Annotated in this window: 19 protein-coding genes; all 19 read left to right on the top strand. The window is 30.3% G+C overall.

Going from position 1 to position 19,828, the window contains the following annotated elements:
* Nucleotides 1-63 precede the first annotated feature (63 nt).
* Nucleotides 64-732 (top strand): DNA-3-methyladenine glycosylase, encoded by a 669-nt coding sequence (locus CLVI_RS08335; protein WP_106059666.1) that lies wholly within the window; start codon nucleotides 64-66, stop codon nucleotides 730-732.
* Between the two features lie 73 nt (nucleotides 733-805).
* Nucleotides 806-1,747, top strand: coding sequence for a DUF6414 family protein (locus CLVI_RS08330; RefSeq protein ID WP_106059665.1), 942 nt, complete (start codon nucleotides 806-808; stop codon nucleotides 1,745-1,747).
* 336 nt (nucleotides 1,748-2,083) lie between these two features.
* Nucleotides 2,084-2,353: an ACT domain-containing protein gene (locus CLVI_RS08325; protein ID WP_106059664.1), complete on the top strand. Its 270-nt coding sequence runs from the start codon at nucleotides 2,084-2,086 to the stop codon at nucleotides 2,351-2,353.
* A gap of 13 nt (nucleotides 2,354-2,366) precedes the next feature.
* Nucleotides 2,367-3,734, top strand: coding sequence for a PFL family protein (locus CLVI_RS08320; protein ID WP_106059663.1), 1,368 nt, complete (start codon nucleotides 2,367-2,369; stop codon nucleotides 3,732-3,734).
* A 99-nt stretch (nucleotides 3,735-3,833) separates the two neighbouring features.
* A complete protein-coding gene (locus CLVI_RS08315; RefSeq protein ID WP_106059662.1) occupies nucleotides 3,834-4,589 on the top strand; it encodes an exodeoxyribonuclease III in 756 nt (251 codons plus the stop codon).
* A gap of 69 nt (nucleotides 4,590-4,658) precedes the next feature.
* Complete coding sequence (locus CLVI_RS08310) at nucleotides 4,659-4,943, top strand: hypothetical protein (protein WP_106059661.1); 285 nt, start codon at nucleotides 4,659-4,661, stop codon at nucleotides 4,941-4,943.
* Nucleotides 4,944-4,982: 39 nt separating this feature from the next.
* Nucleotides 4,983-5,726 (top strand): tetratricopeptide repeat protein, encoded by a 744-nt coding sequence (locus CLVI_RS08305; RefSeq protein ID WP_106059660.1) that lies wholly within the window; start codon nucleotides 4,983-4,985, stop codon nucleotides 5,724-5,726.
* A 136-nt stretch (nucleotides 5,727-5,862) separates the two neighbouring features.
* Entirely contained in the window at nucleotides 5,863-7,629 is a 1,767-nt protein-coding gene (locus CLVI_RS08300; protein WP_106059659.1) for a sensor domain-containing protein, read from the top strand.
* 208 nt (nucleotides 7,630-7,837) lie between these two features.
* Nucleotides 7,838-8,617: an HD domain-containing protein gene (locus tag CLVI_RS08295; RefSeq protein WP_106059658.1), complete on the top strand. Its 780-nt coding sequence runs from the start codon at nucleotides 7,838-7,840 to the stop codon at nucleotides 8,615-8,617.
* Between the two features lie 175 nt (nucleotides 8,618-8,792).
* Nucleotides 8,793-9,827: an alpha/beta hydrolase gene (locus tag CLVI_RS08290; protein WP_106059657.1), complete on the top strand. Its 1,035-nt coding sequence runs from the start codon at nucleotides 8,793-8,795 to the stop codon at nucleotides 9,825-9,827.
* Nucleotides 9,820-9,969, top strand: a complete 150-nt coding sequence (locus CLVI_RS17675; protein WP_207655348.1) for a hypothetical protein — start codon at nucleotides 9,820-9,822, stop codon at nucleotides 9,967-9,969. The genes CLVI_RS08290 and CLVI_RS17675 overlap by 8 nt, the downstream gene beginning before the upstream one ends.
* 327 nt (nucleotides 9,970-10,296) lie before the next feature.
* Entirely contained in the window at nucleotides 10,297-11,064 is a 768-nt protein-coding gene (locus CLVI_RS08285) for an ABC transporter ATP-binding protein (RefSeq protein ID WP_106059656.1), read from the top strand.
* Nucleotides 11,065-11,066: 2 nt separating this feature from the next.
* The gene (locus CLVI_RS08280; protein ID WP_106059655.1) at nucleotides 11,067-12,194 is read left to right on the top strand and encodes an ABC transporter permease; all 1,128 of its coding nucleotides are present in this window, start codon (nucleotides 11,067-11,069) and stop codon (nucleotides 12,192-12,194) included.
* Entirely contained in the window at nucleotides 12,191-13,381 is a 1,191-nt protein-coding gene (locus CLVI_RS08275; protein ID WP_106059654.1) for an ABC transporter permease, read from the top strand. The genes CLVI_RS08280 and CLVI_RS08275 overlap by 4 nt, the downstream gene beginning before the upstream one ends.
* A 96-nt stretch (nucleotides 13,382-13,477) precedes the next feature.
* Nucleotides 13,478-14,608, top strand: a complete 1,131-nt coding sequence (locus tag CLVI_RS08270) for a sensor histidine kinase (protein ID WP_106059653.1) — start codon at nucleotides 13,478-13,480, stop codon at nucleotides 14,606-14,608.
* A 32-nt stretch (nucleotides 14,609-14,640) separates the two neighbouring features.
* Entirely contained in the window at nucleotides 14,641-15,291 is a 651-nt protein-coding gene (locus CLVI_RS08265) for a response regulator (protein WP_242980627.1), read from the top strand.
* Between the two features lie 302 nt (nucleotides 15,292-15,593).
* Complete coding sequence (locus CLVI_RS08260) at nucleotides 15,594-17,465, top strand: beta-glucoside-specific PTS transporter subunit IIABC (protein WP_106059651.1); 1,872 nt, start codon at nucleotides 15,594-15,596, stop codon at nucleotides 17,463-17,465.
* 2 nt (nucleotides 17,466-17,467) lie between these two features.
* Nucleotides 17,468-18,913 carry a glycoside hydrolase family 1 protein gene (locus tag CLVI_RS08255; RefSeq protein ID WP_106059650.1) on the top strand — a complete coding sequence of 482 codons (1,446 nt, stop codon included), beginning with the start codon at nucleotides 17,468-17,470 and terminating at the stop codon, nucleotides 18,911-18,913.
* Nucleotides 18,914-18,933: 20 nt separating this feature from the next.
* Entirely contained in the window at nucleotides 18,934-19,773 is an 840-nt protein-coding gene (locus tag CLVI_RS08250) for a PRD domain-containing protein (protein WP_106059649.1), read from the top strand.
* The last annotated feature ends 55 nt before the right edge of the window (nucleotides 19,774-19,828 follow it).

The following is a 19,828-nucleotide window of genomic DNA, read 5'->3' as shown; positions in this document are numbered from 1 at the left end:
AGAAAATTTATAAAATAATTTAAAGTTTATTGTAGAATAATAAACTTAGCGGAGGTGGATTTTATGAATATATTAGAGCAAGAGTTTTATGGAAGAAATACTTTAAAAGTTGCAAAGGATCTTTTAGGTAAGTACTTAATCCATGAAGTTAATGGTCATATAATTGGAGGAAAGATAGTTGAAACAGAGGCATATTGTGGCATTACTGATAAAGGAGCTCATGTTTATGGTGGAAAGAAAACCTTGCGAACTATGCCTCTATATGGACAAGAAGGAACTATATACCTTTATAGTATTTATGGGATGTATCTATGCTTAAATGCTATAACAGAGAAGGAAGGAGAACCTCAAGGGGTTTTGATTCGTGCCATTGAGCCATTAATAGGATTAGATTTTATGGCCATTAAAAGAAATGGGAAAGATTATAAGCAGCTTTTAAATAAAGAAGTATTAAATCTAACTTCAGGACCTTCTAAGCTTTGTATGGCCCTTGATATTACAAAGAGTCTTAATAACACCTTGTTTTGGGGTGGAGAAATGTATATAGCTGAAAAGGATGAGAATCTTGAAGCACTTTTTGAAATAAACGAAATCGTTTGTGGCAAAATTACTAAAAGTAAACGTGTAGGTATCGATTATGCGCAGGAAGCTAGAGATTATTTATATAGATTTTATTATGAGGATAATCCTTATGTATCTAAAAAGGATAAAGTTAAATTATTAGATAAATAAATTTAATGTTGTCATAAAACTAGAAAATATCGAGTAGAAATACTATGAAACCATTAACGTAGGAAGTGGATTTATGGATGAAGATGCTCTTGCTCTTTTAATGTACCTAGATGAAGGATTAATCAAAAATTTATCTTCTTTAATGTTAAAGGGATATATAGATATAAGGACCTCAAGAATAATACAGGATAAGACCTTTACGGCCAGAGCTGGGTTTGATAATAGAGAAAGGATTTTCGGTGAAGATAGATTTGCCGAGGATGCTAGAGAAGGATTTAAAACATGTAATACATCAAAAGTTGATCAAAGTGATGTAGGCAATTCTAATACAACAGGCCTTGAGGATAGAGAGTTTATACGACGAGAAGAGGAGATAAAGACTATATTCACTAGCTTTTCCCTACATAGTCAGATTTTAAGTAATTTAAATACAGCAAATGCAGTTAAGAGTTTTGATAATGTAACCATTAATGAAGGTCAGATAAAAGAAGGTGAATATGTTAAACTTCGTGGTAATTTAACAACGGAATCTATTAATTCCTATTTAGATTCGCTCCTTACAGTTTTTAATTGTTTTGGTTGTGATAATTTAAATAAAATGCTTACTACTAAAAACAGTAGCATAATGAATTTTACATCTATGAATGGTATTCTAGGGCATTTGAATGAGCTATTAAATAAAAATGCTACAGAGGATATGATATTAATGTGTGGCAATACCCCTATAGTAGTTAATGTTAATGATAATTTTTTTATGAATAATAATGCTTATAAGTTTGATAAGGTAGATTGTCCTTGTACAGTTTTTGGAAAGGTAATTAAAGTAGCACCTAATGGTCAGTGTATTAGCCTTCTTAGAAAAACAGCACAGCATAATTACTATGAAAAAATATTAGATAATTGCAATAATTATTGCAATATACTGGATTCTAATGGGATTATAATTCCTGAAAAGCCCAGATTAAAATGTGAAGGAATATCATTAGTAGTTATTCCAATTAGCATTCGTATGTAAAGATTTTGCAATACCTGCATAAGAAATTCTTATGCAGGTATTACTATTATTAATATAATATAACAAAATAAAATTATAATTGACAAATAAGTCTAAAATATATAATATATATATTAAATGAATAATGCTAAGAAGAGGAATAGTAATAATATACAACTTTAAAGAGAGACTATGTATTGGTGTGAGTAGTTAAGGGGATATTATGAAGGGAGCCTTGGAGCAGGATGGGAAAAGTAGGGCTAATGTCAAGAAGGGTGGAACCGCGGAATTTAATTTCGTCCCTTTATTTGGTAGAGCTTTTTTATTTTGTAAAAATTTATTTTAGGAGATGACGTTATGAAATCAATATTAACAGTTATAGGTAAGGATCAGGTAGGAATTATAGCAGGAGTTAGTGCTGAATTACAAAAATTAAATATAAACATTTTAAATGTTACACAGACAATTATGGATGAATATTTTACAATGATTATGTTATTAGATCAAAGCAATGCCAATGCCAACATTGAAGATATTAAAAATGCATTATCAGCAAAAGGAAAAGAACTAAAAGTTGACGTAAAGATCCAAAGAGAAGAAATTTTTAATACAATGCATTCATTATAAGAGGAGGTACAAGATGTCTTTAAATTTAACAGCTCAAAAAGTATTAGAAACAATAAAGATGATAGAAGAAGAAAATCTTGACATAAGAACTATTACCATGGGTATATCTTTACTTGATTGTATAGATTCAGATGGAGATAAGGCAAGAGAAAAAATTTATAAAAAAATAACTGAATCAGCTAAGGATTTAGTTAAGGTTGCTAAGGATATAGAAATGGAATTTGGTATTCCTATAGTTAATAAAAGAGTATCTGTTACTCCAATTGCAATGATTGGTGGAGCAACTGATGAAACAAGTTATGTAGAGTTTGCAAAGACTTTAGATAGAGCTGCAGAAACTTTAGGAATCGATTTTATTGGAGGTTTCTCAGCATTAGTACATAAAGGTTGCACTAAGGGAGATAAAATATTAATAAGCTCAATCCCTGAAGCACTAGCAAGTACTAAAAAGGTTTGTGCTTCAGTTAATGTAGGAACATCTAAATGTGGTATTAACATGAATGCTATTCGCGATATGGGAGAAGTTGTTAAAAGAACTGCAGAGCTTACAGCTGATACACATGGTTCTGGTTGTGGTAAATTAGTTGTATTTGCAAATGCAGTTGAAGACAATCCATTTATGGCAGGAGCTTTCCACGGTGTTGGTGAAGCAGATAAGGTTATAAATGTTGGTATTAGTGGACCTGGAGTAGTTCAAAGAGCTATTGAAAAGGTTAGAGGAGAATCATTTGATGTTTTAGCAGACACTATTAAAAATACTGCTTTTAAGATAACTAGAATGGGTGAACTTGTAGGTAATGAAGCTTCTAAAAGATTAGGTGTACCATTTGGTATAGTTGATTTATCTCTAGCTCCAACACCAGCTGTTGGAGACTCAGTTGCACATATTTTAGAAGAAATGGGATTAGAATCAGTAGGTACTCATGGTACAATAGCAGCCCTAGCAATGTTAAATGATGCAGTTAAAAAGGGTGGAGTTATGGCTTGTAGTCACGTTGGTGGATTAAGTGGTGCTTTTATTCCGGTTTCTGAGGACGCAGGAATGATAGAGGCAGTACAAAATGGTTCATTAAACCTTGAAAAGCTAGAAGGCATGACTTGTGTATGCTCAGTTGGACTTGACATGATAGCAATTCCAGGAGATACTCCAGCATCAACTATTTCAGCGATGATAGCAGATGAAGCTGCAATAGGGGTTATAAACAACAAGACAACAGCAGTAAGAGTTATTCCAGCCATTGGATTAGAGGTTGGAGGAATGGTTGAATTTGGTGGACTACTTGGTAGAGCGCCAGTTATGAAGGTTAATAAAAAATCTTCAGAATTATTTATTGCTAGAGGTGGTAGAATTCCAGCTCCTATACATTCATTTAAAAATTAAGAATTAAATTTAAAAGTAGTGAAGAGATAAAAACTCTTCACTACTTTTTTTTATGTTATTATATGTTATAATAACATAAAAAATAGGGAGGTATTACCTATGAAAAAAATGATTTCATGGAATGTAAATGGATTAAGAGCAATAGTAACTAAAGGGTTTGTTGATATTTTTAATGATATAGATGCAGATATATTCTGCCTTCAAGAAATAAAACTTCAAGAGGGTCAAATAGACCTTCAGCTTCCAGGTTATTTTAAGTATTGGAATTATGCACAGAAGAAAGGTTATTCAGGTACAGCAATTTTTACTAAGGAGGAACCTTTATCTGTAGCATTAGGAATGGGTATTGAGGAACATGATCAGGAAGGTAGAGTTATAACTTTAGAATTCGAAGAATATTATGTAATAACTGTCTATACACCAAATTCTAAAGCAGAACTCGCTAGATTAGATTATAGAATGACTTGGGAAGATGATTTTAAAAATTATTTAAAGAACCTTGAGAAGAATAAGCCTGTTATAGTTTGTGGAGATTTAAACGTAGCCCACAAGGAAATAGATTTGAAAAATCCTAAAGCTAATAGAAAAAATGCTGGTTTTAGTGATGAAGAAAGAAATAAGTGCTCAGAGTTATTAGAAAATGGATTTATTGATACATTTAGATATTTTTATCCAGAACAAGAAGGAGCATATTCTTGGTGGTCGTATAGATTTAATGCAAGAAAGAATAATGCAGGATGGAGAATTGATTATTTCTTAGCCTCAGAAGTACTTGAGAATAGATTAGAAAGTGCTATAATTCACAGTGAAATTTTAGGATCAGATCATTGTCCTGTAGAGTTAATTATAAAATAACTTTATTGGGACTTGTAATGATGATATAATTAATTTAGGTTTAATTAAAGTTAGGAGTGAAGCTAAAATATGAGTGATATTTCGTATATAGGGCTTTTTATAGCTGTATTATTAATGGTGTTTTTTATGCTACAAGTAGGTTTATTTATAAGGGGAATAAATAAAAAGGAAAATAAAAAAGTTGTTCTTCATTTAATTGGAGTAATTACTACTGTACTATTGACTATATTTATATTTTGTCAGTCTGTAGGTATAGATTTAAGTTCTAACTTTTTAATTATAGGAACATTAATAATGACAACTTTATTTTATATTGGATATGGATTTGATTCTTTATTTGTAGTAAAAAAATAAAGGTTGTACACAATAAAATGACAGGAGGAATTATTTACTTTGGAGAAAAGCACATATAAAGTTAAATATCAGACACTTAAAGGCGGATGGGTAATTTATCTGTTAATGGCATCAATGGTACTAAGCTTCTTAAATATGTACGCAGGAATTGTTTCTGCAGCAATTGGTGTAATATTATTTTTAAAATTTAAAAGAGATCCTGAAAATAATTCAGCTATGTTTTACAATTATGCAATCAAGACTTTACAAGCTGGAGATTCTAATAAGGCTAAGGCTGCTTTAACTAAAGCAATCTCACTTAATAGATGTAATAAGGAAGCATATTTTTTCCTAGGATGCTTATATTTTGATGAACAGGATTATACAAATGCATTAGAGTATTTAAAATTAGGTGGTGTAGATGAAGCGAAGGATCCAAGTCTTACATTTGCCCTTGGAAGATGCTATTATCATACTGAAAATTATGATATAGCTGTTAGATATCTTGAAATGGTAGAGTATCAAGAGGGATCTAAACTTGAAAAAGACAGATTATTTACATTAGGAAGAGCTTACTCAGAGCTTGAAGAATATGAAAAATCCTTAGAGGCATTAAAAAAAGCGGATATAAAAATGGATGAATTAAAGGGTGAGTCTTTAGAATATTGTTATTTTGTTGGGATAGCATGCTATCATTTGGATAAAGATACAGAAGCAAAAGAATATATTAAAAGAGTATTTGATGTAGATAAAGTATATAAATATGTAGATTTATATGCAAAAAATCTGGGGTTAACTCTATAATGAAAAAATGAAGGGCTTGTTTGAAACAAGTCCTTTTTTTTATACCCACCTTCAATAAATCTCAACTTGTAATGGGTCTTATGTTGTTCTGAATAATAAACAATACCGCTACATAGAATTATGAGAGGTGAAGCACATGGATCATTCAAAATACACTTGTGAGCAGCTAATTGAGAGAATAACTGAGCTTGAAATGCTTAACAAGGAGCTCTTGTCAGAGAAAGAGCAGGAAAACAGGCTTGATTTTGCTTGGTCTGGAAAATTAGGTCACTGGTACTGGAATATTAAAACTAATTCTGTTGTTTTTAATAAGTTAAAGGTAACTGCACTGGGATATACAATGGATGAATTACCGAAAAAAGTACATTATGGATTTTTCACGGAAAAATTACATCCAGATGACTACCAGAATACAATGAATGCAATGCTTAATCATATGCAGGGTAAAGAGGAGGTTTACGAGGTTGAATACCGTATTCAGGCTAAGGATAAGAGCTGGAAATGGTTTTATGATCGTGGCAAGATAACACAAAGAGATATTAATGGAAAGCCTTTATTTGCAGCTGGAATAGTTTTTGACATAACTGACAAGAAAGAACAAGAACTTGATTTAAAGAGGGAAAACGATCGTAAACATATTGATGATTTAACTGGTGCCCCAAATAAAAACTTCTTTAGAATAAAAGCTGAAAAACTTATTAAATCCAATAGAAAGCAATATGTTTTTATCCTGCTTGATATTGATAGATTTAAGTTAATTAATGACCTTTTTGGTTATGCTCAGGGTGATTTGCTTTTAAAGCATATGGCTAATGTATTATCCCATCAGATAAATCAGGATGAAGCATTTGCACGTATTACAGGCGATAAATTTTATATACTCCTTGAATATGTGGTTAAAGAGGAAGTTGAAAGTCGGTTGGAGAAAATTACAGAAGATATTTTAAGCTTTAAGTTAAACCACGATTCACGGTTTAATATGGTTGTATGTGCTGGTATTTTTGTAATAAAGAATATTGATATTACAATTGATATTATCAGCGATAGAGCAAGCCTTGCAGCTAAGATGATAAAGGGAAGTTATACTAGTGCACACTTTTTTTATAATGATGATATACGTAATCAGATAATTCAGGAGAATGAAATAGAAACCGAAATGCAAGAAGCCCTCGATAATAGAGACTTTAAGGTATATTTGCAGCCTAAATATGAGTTTAAAACAGAAAAAATAGTAGGATCAGAAGCTCTAATTCGCTGGTATCACCAAAAAAAAGGAATTATAATGCCGGATAGGTTTATCCCTATATTTGAAAAAAATGGTTTTGTCACTAAAATTGATATGTATGTTTTAGAAGAAATATGTAAAAAGCAGAGGGAGTGGGAAGAACAAGGACAAAAGCCAATTGTTGTATCTGTAAATCAGTCAAGATTACATCTGCATAACCCAGAATATGTAGATACATTAAAAGCAATTGTTGAGAAATATGATATAAAGCCTGGAATCTTGGAACTTGAGCTAACTGAAAGTGCATTTTCTTGCAATATGAATATTATTCTTGATATTACAAGAAGGCTTCATAACATTGGATTTAGACTATCAATAGATGATTTTGGATCAGGATATTCTGCTTTGAATATGTTAAAGGATATTTTTATAGATGTAGTAAAGCTTGATCGTGAATTCTTCAAAGAAACTTCAAATTTAGTTCGTGGTAAAAAGATAATTGAAAATATTGTTATGTTGGCAAAAGATTTAGGAATAGAAACAGTAGCTGAGGGAGTTGAAACAAAGGAACAGGCTGAGTTTTTGCGCGAGATTGGTTGTGATTTAGCACAAGGGTATTACTATGCAAAGCCTATGACAATTACAGAGTTTGAGGCCTTATTAGAAAAAGAAAAATAAGAAATAATTAGCACTTGCGGATGCAAGTGCTTTTTCATTTGATTTTAAATAAGACCTCAAGTGATTAAGTTAAAAATTCTTATATTGGATTTCTACATGCATATTTATGTGGAAATATAGCTGATTAACCAGTATACTATGATTAAGTGAAAGTCCAAATTTTATATGTCAAAGATGATATTAGAGAGGCTTGAAAGAGGGAGTTTAAATGGAAAGTATATTAGTTAAAGAATATTATAACTGGTTCAAGTCTTATGTGAAAAAATTCTATGGAGAAGACTATGTAGTAAATCAAAATATTGAACTTAAAGAAAAACATACTTTAAAGGTTACGAAGCATGCTGTAAATATTGCAAAATCTTTAAATTTGTCAGAAGAAGAAGTTAATACTGCAGAAATAATAGGTTTATTTCATGATATAGGAAGATTTGAACAATTTAGAACATATAAAACATTTAGTGATGCCCTTTCAGAAAATCATGCTACTCTAGGCATTAAAGTATTGAAAGAAAATAAAATATTAGAAGATTTAGATGACGGTGCTCAAAAGCTTATAGTTAAAGCTATAAGTCTTCATAACACAAAAGAGCTTCCAAGTAATTTAAATGAAGAAGAAGCATTGTATTGTAAATTAATAAGAGATGCTGACAAACTTGATATTTTTAGAGTGGTTATTGAATATGAAAAAGAACGGCAAAACAATCCAAATCCGGCTATAGATAATTTACCTTTTACATCAGGATATAATAAAGAATTGCTTAAAGATATCCTTTTGAATAGAAAAATTAGTAATAATTCATTGAAGAATTATAATGATAGAAAATTATATGAATTAGGATGGATAACAGATTTAAATTTTTCTTTTTCTTTGAGTTATATAAAGAATAAAAATATTTTAAAATCCTTAGTTAATTGTTTGCCTAAAGATGAACAGATTAATAGAATTTCAGAGTATCTGGAGTTATACATAGAGAAAAATATTCAATGATAGTTGTTTAGTCACTTTTTCAGATGCAAAATAATGTTAAGAAATAGAAGCGATTATGTTTTCACATAGTTGCTTCTATTTCTTTATGTCAATTAATATATATGGAATTATAAAACCTGTTACAATGGTAATTAAAGGAGATTTATATATTGCTTTACTTATAGGGGGATTTTGAATGTTAGAAAAGATTAAAGATATATGGAAAAAATATTTTATGTTATCGTGTTTTATGTGCATATTGACAATGCTTACTTTATTTTTATTAGTAAAGTTTGATGATTTAGTGCTCGGACTTGTAGTAATGGCAATTTTGTTGTTAATATTAAATATTCTATTTTGTAAGTTACTAAATAGATTTGTTAAGAGTAAGCGAATAAAAACATGCTTTTTAACTGTTTTAATTTTAATTAATATAATAGTATCAGCTTCAACTACTATTTCTTTGTTATCAGACCAAATGTTTTTTTATCCTAATCAAGACAAAGAAGCGTATAATAAAAACCTTAAAAATGAGAACTATGAAGAAATCAAAATTACGAAAGACGATGATATATTAAATGGTTGGTTATTGAAAAATATTGAGGGAAAAGCACCGTTAATTATTTATTTTGGTGGAAATGGTGAGTGTTCTGCTAGAAGATTTGATAATAATTTTGTTTCGAAAAAATGGGGTTATTTTGAAGAATATAACTTTATGATGGTTGATTATCCGGGGTATGGGAATACAAGTGGTACTCCAAGTGATAAAACAATGTTTGAAAATGCTTTGAAAACATATGATTATGCAGTATCACGTGAAGATGTTGACCAAAAAAATATTGTTATAATGGGGTATAGTATTGGGACTGGGGTAGCTACATATCTCGCATCACAAAGAGATATAAAATCATTAATTTTGTTAGCACCATATGATGAAGGTATTACTTTATATAATAGTCAAGTGAATATTTTTTATGGTCCGTTAAAATATTTGGTTAAATATAAATTCGAATCAATAGAATATGCAAAATCAGTAAAAGTTAAACCATTAATTTTAGCGTCAAAGGATGATGAATTAATACCATATAGTTCTTCATTTAAACTTTCAAATCAATTTCCCTGCGGTTCTAATTTGATAACATATGAAGGTTTTAAACATAATGATTTTTGGGGGCAAATAGAGGTTTTAGAAAAAGTAGAAGAGCATTTACAGGAGGTAAAGGATGAATAAAAGTATAAAACAACCATGTATTATCTCACTTATTTCACTTGCAATTCCTGTGTGGATTGTTTTGATATTTCAGACTAACCATATATGGCTAATGGTATCACCAATATGGATAAGTTTAATGTATATTTTTGTTAATTTTTAATTAGATAAACTTAATAACAAATATGCTAAGCATATAAAAATCTTTGTGAGAATTCTATTAGTAATAGGGGTTGCATTTATCTTATATGGGGTTTAATTATATAGAGAATAAGGCTTTGTTAGACAAAGAAAAATGAGGACTAATTGGCACTTGTGGTATACAAGTGCTTTTTTATTTGATTTTAAATAAACCATAGCAGAATAATCCCAGTATATTAACTCATTACTTTAGTAATAGGTTAATGTACCTTTCTACACTTAAAAATAGAAAATGGATATGATATTATTTAATCATAGGTACTGGATAATTATAGAAGGGGGATTAAATATGTCAGCAATATTATGTTTAGATAAAGTAAGCAAAAAATATGACAATAAAACAGTAGTTGACCATATATCATTTGAGATTGAAAAAGGTGAAATTTTTGGATTTTTAGGACCTAATGGAGCAGGGAAAAGTACAACTATGGATATGATTTGTTCCTTAGTAAAACTAACTTCAGGTAAAATAAATGTATTTGGATATGACAATAAGAAGGACATGAATAAAATAAAATCGAAACTTGGGTATATTCCACAAGAGCTGGCTATTCATGGAAATCTTAAAGCATGGGAGAATGTTGAGCTTTTTGCAGCCCTTTATGGACTTAAGGGAAAGGAATTAAAAGCTGCAGTAGAAGAATCTTTAAATTTAGTAGGACTTTCTGAACACAGGAATGGATTTGCTAAGAATTTCTCTGGTGGAATGAAAAGAAGATTAAATATAGCCTGTGCATTAAGTCATAAGCCAGAACTTTTAATATTTGACGAACCAACAGTTGGAATAGATCCTCAATCTAGAAATTATATATTAGAAAAAATTAAATATATAAATAAACAAGGAGCAACAATTATATATACTAGTCACTATATGGAAGAGGTTGAAGCAATTTGTAGCAGGATAGCAATTATGGATAATGGTAGAATAATTGCTCTAGGAACAAAGGAAGAACTTGTTTCATTAGTATCAGATAGTGATAAAAATATGTCCTTAGAAGAGGTGTTTTTAACTCTAACTGGTAAAAGTCTTAGAGACTATGGGGAGGGGGACTGTTAAAAATGCTTCTAACTTTAGTGAAAAACAATCTAAAGCTTATGCTTAGAGATAAAGTAGGAATGCTCCTTGTAATAGGATTGCCTATTATACTCATAGCATTATTATCCAGTGCATTTTCTGATTTGCTTAATAAAAATTATACTATAGAACCTTTTACGGTAGGGTATAGTGTAGAATCTGGAAGTGAAATTGAAAAGAACTTACCTGGGTTTATTAAAAACTTTGAGGAAAATAATATTACATTTTCCAAAATGACAAAGGATGAGTCTATAGAACAGATTAATAATGAGAGTATAAATGCTTATGTAGATATAACTAATAGTGACTATACAATTTATAAAAAAGAGGGTTTTTCCATAAATACAACTATATTTGAAAATAGTATTGGGTCAATGATGTATGTCTTTGACGGGAATAAAGCATTAATGAGTTATTTTCAAGAGAAAGGGATAGCTATTGAAGAAAACTCTAAAAGTGCAATAAATAATGAGAGCTTTGTTAAGCTAGAAACTATAACTGTTGATCCAACCCCAACTGCAATTCAATATTATGGGATAGTTGAAATAGCTTATATTGTTTGGTGTAGTATGATGACAGTATCAATTGTGGTATGTAATGAAAGGAAATATGGAGTAACACGTAGAATTGGACTTTCAAATGCCAGTCCACTAACATTGCTTTTCGGGAAGGTAATACCAGCAGTCATTACGGTATCCATTCAAATAGGAATAGCAACCTTAGCTTCAATAATTTTGATGGATGTAAATTGGGGAAACACTCCCTTTCTTTCAGCAGGGATAATATTATTAGAAATTATAGCTTCTTCATCTATAGCAATAGTGCTTTCAATAATATTTAAAAGTCAGTCATTAACAAATGTAATAATATTCTTTTCTGCATTCTTCTTTGGATTTATAGGAGGGTCAACTCAAATGTATATGTACAGTTATGTTAGTGATAACATTGCGAAGTTGTCACCTTTATATTATATAAATAGATCTTTAGTAGAAATTTCAACAAAGGGGAGTAGTGATTATACAGTAAAGTGCATAGTATTACTCATTGCAATTTCAATAGTAACAATAATTATAGGAACAGTAATTACAGCTAAAAGGAGGGAAGCACTTTGATAGGATTTTTTATAATGCTTAAATGCAACATAAAGCTTATGCTAAGAAATAAAGCTTCAATCTTCCTAATTTTTCTAATACCACTATTTTCAACATTAATTTTGAGAATTCAAATTAGCAGTATGAACACTATGGATACCCTTAGAATGAGCGTAATAGTATTTGATAACTCTTCAAGTTCAGAATCTGATGAATTAATAAAGGTATTAAAAAATAACAGTGCCTATAATATAAAAGTCGAAGAGGGTATGATGAATAACTTAGAGAATGCAAAAGAGAAATCAATAAATTTAGCAAATAAGAGTATTAATAATGGCTTCATTTATATTCCTTCAGATTTTTCTAAAACAATATTTAATGGAATCGATGATAATACAATTACTATATTTACTACAGGAACTGATGATAGGATTAATATATTAAAAAGTAATATAGACATGGTATTATTAAGATTTAATTCCTATTCAAAGATAGCTAATGGAGATAAAGAAGTTTTTAAAGAGTTAATGGAAAGAGCAGAATTAGGTAAAACTGTAGGTGAATCAGTATCTATTTCCGAAGGTGAAAAGATTTTAGATAATACAGGTAAAAATAAAATTTATGATTTTGGATATTTTGTAGCGATTATGTCAATTGCCTTGATATTCAGTGGGAATTTTATATCAGATATACTCATTGAGGAGAAAAACAATAGGGTACTAAAAAGAATCACAATTACAAAGAGCAGTATGTTAAATTATGGAGTTGTAAAAGCCATAGCTTCTTTAGGTATATTAATAATTCAAACTACTATGGTGGTTATTGGTATAAAATTATTTGTTAGTGTAGATTTAGGTATGGACTTAGGAGAGATTGCTATATTAACATTTGGGTTAGGGTTGATATTTAACACCTTAAGATTAGCCTTAGGAACTATTTTTGAAAGCGTAAGTACAGCAAATTATCTAGCTTTCTTTATAGTTACAATTAGTTCATTGATGTCAGGTTTGTATTTTCCAATAGATACTGTCCCTAAGTGGATGCAGAATATTTCCTTGCTTATGCCCCAGACATGGATAGTTAAAACCGCAGAGCAAATTTTACTAGGAACTAGTGGATGGATAATCTTATTTGGAGTAATTGTTATGGCCTTTGTATCAATTTTCATGTCAATAGGATATTTAGGATTAAAATTTAATAGTAAATAAAAATAAGAAGGGATATGGTAGTATATCCCTTCTTATTCTTATGTTTATATTTTATAATGTAATTAAGATACAATATATTATAATCGAGGTAATAATATGAAGGAAAAGATAGCAGAGTATTACTTTCCAGTTAGTAAGCTAATTTATATATTTTCATTAATAACATATTTCATTAATATAAGTGGAAGTGTTAATTATAATAGAAATATTTTAGAAGTAGGATTACTATTTATATTTGCAGCAATTACCATTTTATATGAGCTATTAGAGAAGAAGAGCATAATTTTACTTAGCTTATCTTTAATTATTTGTGGAATATTAATTTTCAGCTTAGGAGAGGTTCATTTTTTACTTATTCCCATGGTGATTTTGGATTTAATGGAGTATTTTCACCTCTCTAGATACTTATATTTTTTAACTTTTTTAGGGATAGTACATATAGCTGGATATGAATTAGTATATATTATTTCCTGTGTGAGTTGTAATATTATCTATTTTCAGCATTATTATATAATAAAAGGTTACAAAATAAATTTAAGTAGTTTTATTGATAATGAGAGCAGTTTAAAGACAAATATTGAAAATCAGAAAGTTAAGTCTAAAGCTGATATGAAAAAATCAACCTTAGCCTTTGAAAATCTATTTCTTGAAGAGAAAGGTAGGTTATCCCAAGCTCTCCATGATAAAATTGGACATAGTATTAATGGATCTGTTTATCAGCTTGAAGCTAGTAAACTTTTAATTGAAAGTAAGCCCGCGGATTCTAAGAAAATTGTTCAAGCTGTAATAGATACCTTAAGAAAAAGTTTAGATGAAATTAGAGCAATTCTTAGAAATGAAAAGCCAAATAAAGGACAGTTAGCACTTTTGCAGCTGAAAAATCTTTGCGAGAATTTTAATGACAACTATAATATAAATGCAAAACTAGTCTGTAATGGAGAAATTAAAATGGTTCCAGAGAGCAGTTGGCAAGTTATATTAGACAATACTATAGAATCTTTTTCAAATGCCTTGAAATACTCAGGATGCAAAACTATAAAAATTGATATAGTAATTCTTAATAAATTAGTTCGATGTAGCATAAGTGATGATGGAAGAGTCTGTAATAACATTATAGAGGGTATGGGACTAGCTGGAATGAAGGAAAGGACAAAAGCTGCTCATGGTAATTTTAGTGTTAGATCAGAGATTGGCTTTGAGATAAACATGCTTCTGCCAATAAAGTAACACTGAAAAATCAATCAAAGGGGACAAGCGTATTGGATGATATAAAGGATAAAATAAGAATTGTAATTGCAGATGACAGTGACTTTGTTCGAGATGGTCTAAGAATAATATTAGGTATGGATGAGGATTTTCACGTGGTTGGATGTGCAAAGAATGGAATAGAAGCAGTAGAGTTATGTTCAAAAAATAAGGTTGATATAATATTAATGGACATTCAGATGCCTGATAAAGATGGAATAGAAGCTACAAAGGAAATTGCAAAAAAACATCTTGGTAAAGTGTTGATTTTAACTACTTTTGATGATTATGAGTTAGTAGAAAAGGCAATACAAAATGGGGCAAAGGGATATTTAATCAAAAATCACACCCCTGAAAAGTTAAAGCAAATGATAAAGTCCTTATATAACGGGGTTAATGTTTTAGAGGAGAGTATTTTTGAGAAAATAACTCAAAAGGCTAATAATGTGAGCGGAAACTTCGATGATAGTATTTATACTAAAAGAGAATTAGAAATTGTAAAGGCTATGGCAGAAGGGCTATCTAATAAAGATATATCCTTAAAGTTATTTATAAGCGAGGGCACGGTAAAAAATCATATAAGTACCATATTGGGAAAGAGTAACTTGGCTCATAGAACTCAATTAGTAATATACTATTTGACTGGGAAGAAAGTCATAACATAAGATCACTTACAAAAGAAAAGATTAATATTGTTCCCTATGATAGAGGAACTGATTTCTTTTTAATATAATGTCCAACATGTAGATATAGGCTTAAAGAAAAAGTTTACAAAAATAATTTTTACCTCTTGTAAATTACATCTAAATGTAATATAATTAAGTTAACAATTAAAGAACGGGACATGTTACTGGTAATGCAGGCAGGATCCATAAGAGCGATATGATATCGTTTTTAGGGATCTTTTTTTGTTAGTTATTATTTTGGCCAAAATGTAAACCTATTAAATAGTAGAGGAGAATTTAAAATGGATTACAAAAAAATATCAACTGACATTCTGAATTATATTGGGGGCGACAATAATGTAGCTCACCTAGAACATTGTTCAACAAGATTACGTTTTACACTTGTAGATGATAGTAAAGTAAATATAGAAGCCCTTAAAAAAGTTCATGGAGTTTTAGGAGTAGTTATGACGGGGCAATGCCAAGTAATTATAGGAAATAGCGTTATTGAGGTTTATGATGAATTGTTGAAGAATAGCAAGTTCGGAAATAACAATAATAAATCAGCAAAGAAGAAAAAAATTGGAGCTGTAGTTTTAGATTTTATAGTTAGTGTATTTCAACCTTTAGTTCCAGCAATCGCAGGTGCTGGTATTTTAAAATCAATATTACTAGTATTAACAATGTTTAATCTTATAGATAAGACTGGACAGACATATCTTATCATAAGTTATATTGGTGATTCTATATTTTACTTCTTGCCATTAATGGTTGCTATTACTACAGCAACAAAATTGAATGTTAATAAGATAGTTGCTGTTGGAGCTATGGGGATGCTTTTATTTCCTAAGATGACAACACTTTTAGGCGAAGGAGCAAGTTTTTTATCTATTCCAATAACAAATGTTGCATATGCATCTCAAGTATTTCCAGCAATATTAGGAGTGCTTTTCTATGCATGTATGGAAAGATTATTTACTAAGATTTCACCAAAACCTATTCGTATTTTCTTTGTACCAATGATGTCACTGCTATTAACAGTACCAATGACACTTTTGCTTTTAGGACCAATCGGATTTTACTTAGGGACAGTTTTAACATCTGTTATCTTATTTGTATTCAACACATTTGGATGGGTTGCAGTAGGTCTTGTTGCAGCTATTCTTCCATTTATGATTGCCACTGGTATGCATAAAGCATTAGTTCCATATGCAATTTCATCAATAACTGGATTTGGGAAAGAATTGTTATACTTACCTGCATCTCTAGCTCACAACATCTCTGAAGGTGGTGCATGTTTTGCAGTAGCTCTTCGTACTAAGGATACAGATCTTAAATCTACATCAATATCTGCTGGTATTTCAGCATTATTTGGTATTACAGAACCAGCACTTTATGGTGTAACATTGCAGAGAAAACGTGTGCTTATTAGTGTTGTGATATCAAGTTTAATAGGTGGTTTATGGATTGGTCTATTTGGTGTAGCAGCATTTACTGCTGTAGGGCCTGGTATTGCAAGTATCTCAATGTTTATAGACGAGAATAACAGCAAGAATATAATTTTTGCTATTGCAGGTTTTGTTATCTCTTTTATAGCATCATTTGTGATAACCTTCATTTCATGGAAAGAAGATGAGGAAGAAGCTGAAACATCAGTAAATATAGAAGCTAAGAGCACAGTAGGGACAACTAATGCAAGTGTAAATGTTTGTGATATAATTAGCATAAATCAACCAATCAAAGGAGAAGTTGTTTCTCTTGCTGAAGTTAACGATGATGTTTTTTCTAAGAGAATATTAGGAGAAGGGATCGCTATTAATCCTTCAGAGGGAAGTTTATATGCCCCTTGTGATGGTGAGATAGTAATGTTATTTGATACAAAACATACTTTAGCTTTAATAGCAGACAATGGAGCAGAAGTTCTTTTCCACATAGGAATTGATACAGTGCAGCTTAATGGTAAGCACTTTGATCCTAAAGTAAAAGTTGGAGACAGAGTTAAAACTGGTGATTTACTTATGAAATTTGATATTAAGGAAATTAAAGCAGCTGGTTATGATACTATAATTCCAATTATTATTACTAATAGTGATAAATATTTAGTTGAAAAGGCTTCGTATTCAAAAGATAAAAATGAAGATACTATTATGATAGTATCAAAAATAGAGGTGTAGAAATGAAAGATTTATTTCCTAAAGATTTTTTTTGGGGTGGTGCAGTTGCAGCAAATCAGTTCGAAGGTGCATACTTAGAAGATGGTAAAGGTGAAAGTACTCAAGATCATGTAAGTGCAGCAGCCTTTAATAAGACAAGACAAGTATATGAAAATATTGAAAAAGATGTTTATTTCCCAGCACATGATGGAATAGATTTTTATCACAATTATAAAGAAGATATTAAGTTATTTGCTGAAATGGGATTTAAAATGTTTCGTTTTTCTATAGCATGGTCAAGAATTTTCCCTACAGGAGTAGAAGATACTCCAAATGAAGCAGGATTAAAGTTTTATGATAATGTGTTTGCAGAATTAAAGAAATATAATATGGAACCTCTTGTAACAATTTCTCATTATGAGTCTCCATTTTATTTAACTAAGAAGTATAATGGCTGGTATGGAAGAGAAGTAATAAATCATTTTTCAAGATATTGTGAGGTTCTATTTGAGAGATATAAAAATGATGTTAAGTATTGGATTACTTTCAATGAAATTAACTGTTTGACCTTAGATATAAAAGCTTTCCAAGGAGGATCGATATTATATAATGAAAAAGGTGATGCTGTACAGCCAAAGGAAATTCCAGAATATATGCGTTACCAGGCTTTACATCATCAATTTGTAACTAGTGCTAAAGTTGTAAAGTTAGCACATGAAATTAATTCGAATTTTAAGGTAGGATGTATGCTTGCATATATATGTCAATATCCATTAACATGTAAGCCAGAAGATATGATGTTATCTAATGAGGCTATGCAGCTAAGGAACTATCTATGTGGGGACGTACATGTTAGAGGATACTATCCATCCTTTGCTAAAGCTTACTATAAAGAGAATGATATTAATATAAAGGTGGAAGATGGCGATGAGCAGATTCTAAAAGACGGAACAGTAGATTTTTGTGCATTTAGCTATTACCAAAGTATCTGTGTAAGTACTGATCCAAATGAGGAAAGAATACAAGGAAATATATTAGACGGTATAAAAAATCCATATGTTGAGTCTAGCGATTGGGGTTGGCAGATAGATCCAGTTGGGTTAAGATGGTCAGCACATCAGCTATATGACAGATATCAAGTGCCATTAATCATAGCAGAAAATGGACTTGGAGCAAATGATATATTAGAAGAAGATAGAACTATAAAAGATCCATATCGTATAGATTATTTACGTTCACATATTAAAGAAATCGGAAAAGCTATCTCGGAAGGTGTAGATATCTTAGGATATACTTGGTGGGGACCAATTGATATTGTTTCCTTAGGTACTGGTGAGATGAAGAAGCGTTATGGATTTATTTATGTAGATCGCGATAATGAAGGAAAAGGAACACTAAAGCGTTATAAGAAACAATCATTTGAGTGGTATAAAAAGGTTATTGCAAGTAACGGAAATGATTTAGATTAAATAGTATTGGAGGAGTTGCTTTGTATACAATCGAGAAAGTATTAAATTCAAGTATAGTTCTTGCACAGGACGAGAAAAGTAAAAATTTTATTTTGCTTGGAAAAGGAATAGGTTATGGTAAGAAAACTGGAATGATAATTGAAAAGCAGAGTATTGAGCAGACTTTTATACCTGTGGATAACAATGAATTGGAGAAGGTCAGCTACTTGATGAATGCAATTCATCCAGAACTTATAGACGTGACACATGATATAATAACATATGCTAAGAATGTATTAAATGTTAAGTTTAAAGACAGTATATACTTTATATTAGCAGACCATTTGAATTTTGCAATTAAGCGTTTTATTGAGAATATTAACATCACAAATAGAGTGTTTTGGGAAATTAAGAACTTCTATCCTAAGGAATTTGCAGTAGGTTTGTATGCTATTAAGTTAATGAATACTAAATTTAATATTTCTCTCTCAGAAGAAGAAGGTGCCAATATAGCTTTTCATCTAGTAAATGCTCAAGATGAAAAGGATGAATCTCTAGATACAATGAAAGCTGCAAAATTAGTGGGAGTTATAGTTAATGTAGTTAGGTATTCAATAAAAGATGGATTTGACACAGAAAGCATACACTATTCAAGATTCATTACTCATATTAAGTATTTTGTAGAGCGATATTTTGCAGATAGAATGTTAAATGAGACCGACGATATTCTTTACGATCAAGTAAGCAGTAAATATAAAGAAGCATTTTCTTGTGCACTTAAGATTGATAATTATTTTTATGAAAAATACCAAACACATTTACCACATGAAGAGTTAACATATTTAATAGTTCACATTCAAAGACTTATATCAAAGAATTGATTAAAGAAATAAGTTATATTTAGCACTTGGCAGTAATGCTAAGTGCTTTTTTTGA

The sequence above is a fragment of the Clostridium vincentii genome (assembly GCF_002995745.1).
Classification (GTDB): domain Bacteria; phylum Bacillota; class Clostridia; order Clostridiales; family Clostridiaceae; genus Clostridium; species Clostridium vincentii.
The sequence above is the reverse complement of the archived record's forward strand: the minus strand, read 5'-3'. Positions and strand labels throughout refer to the sequence as shown.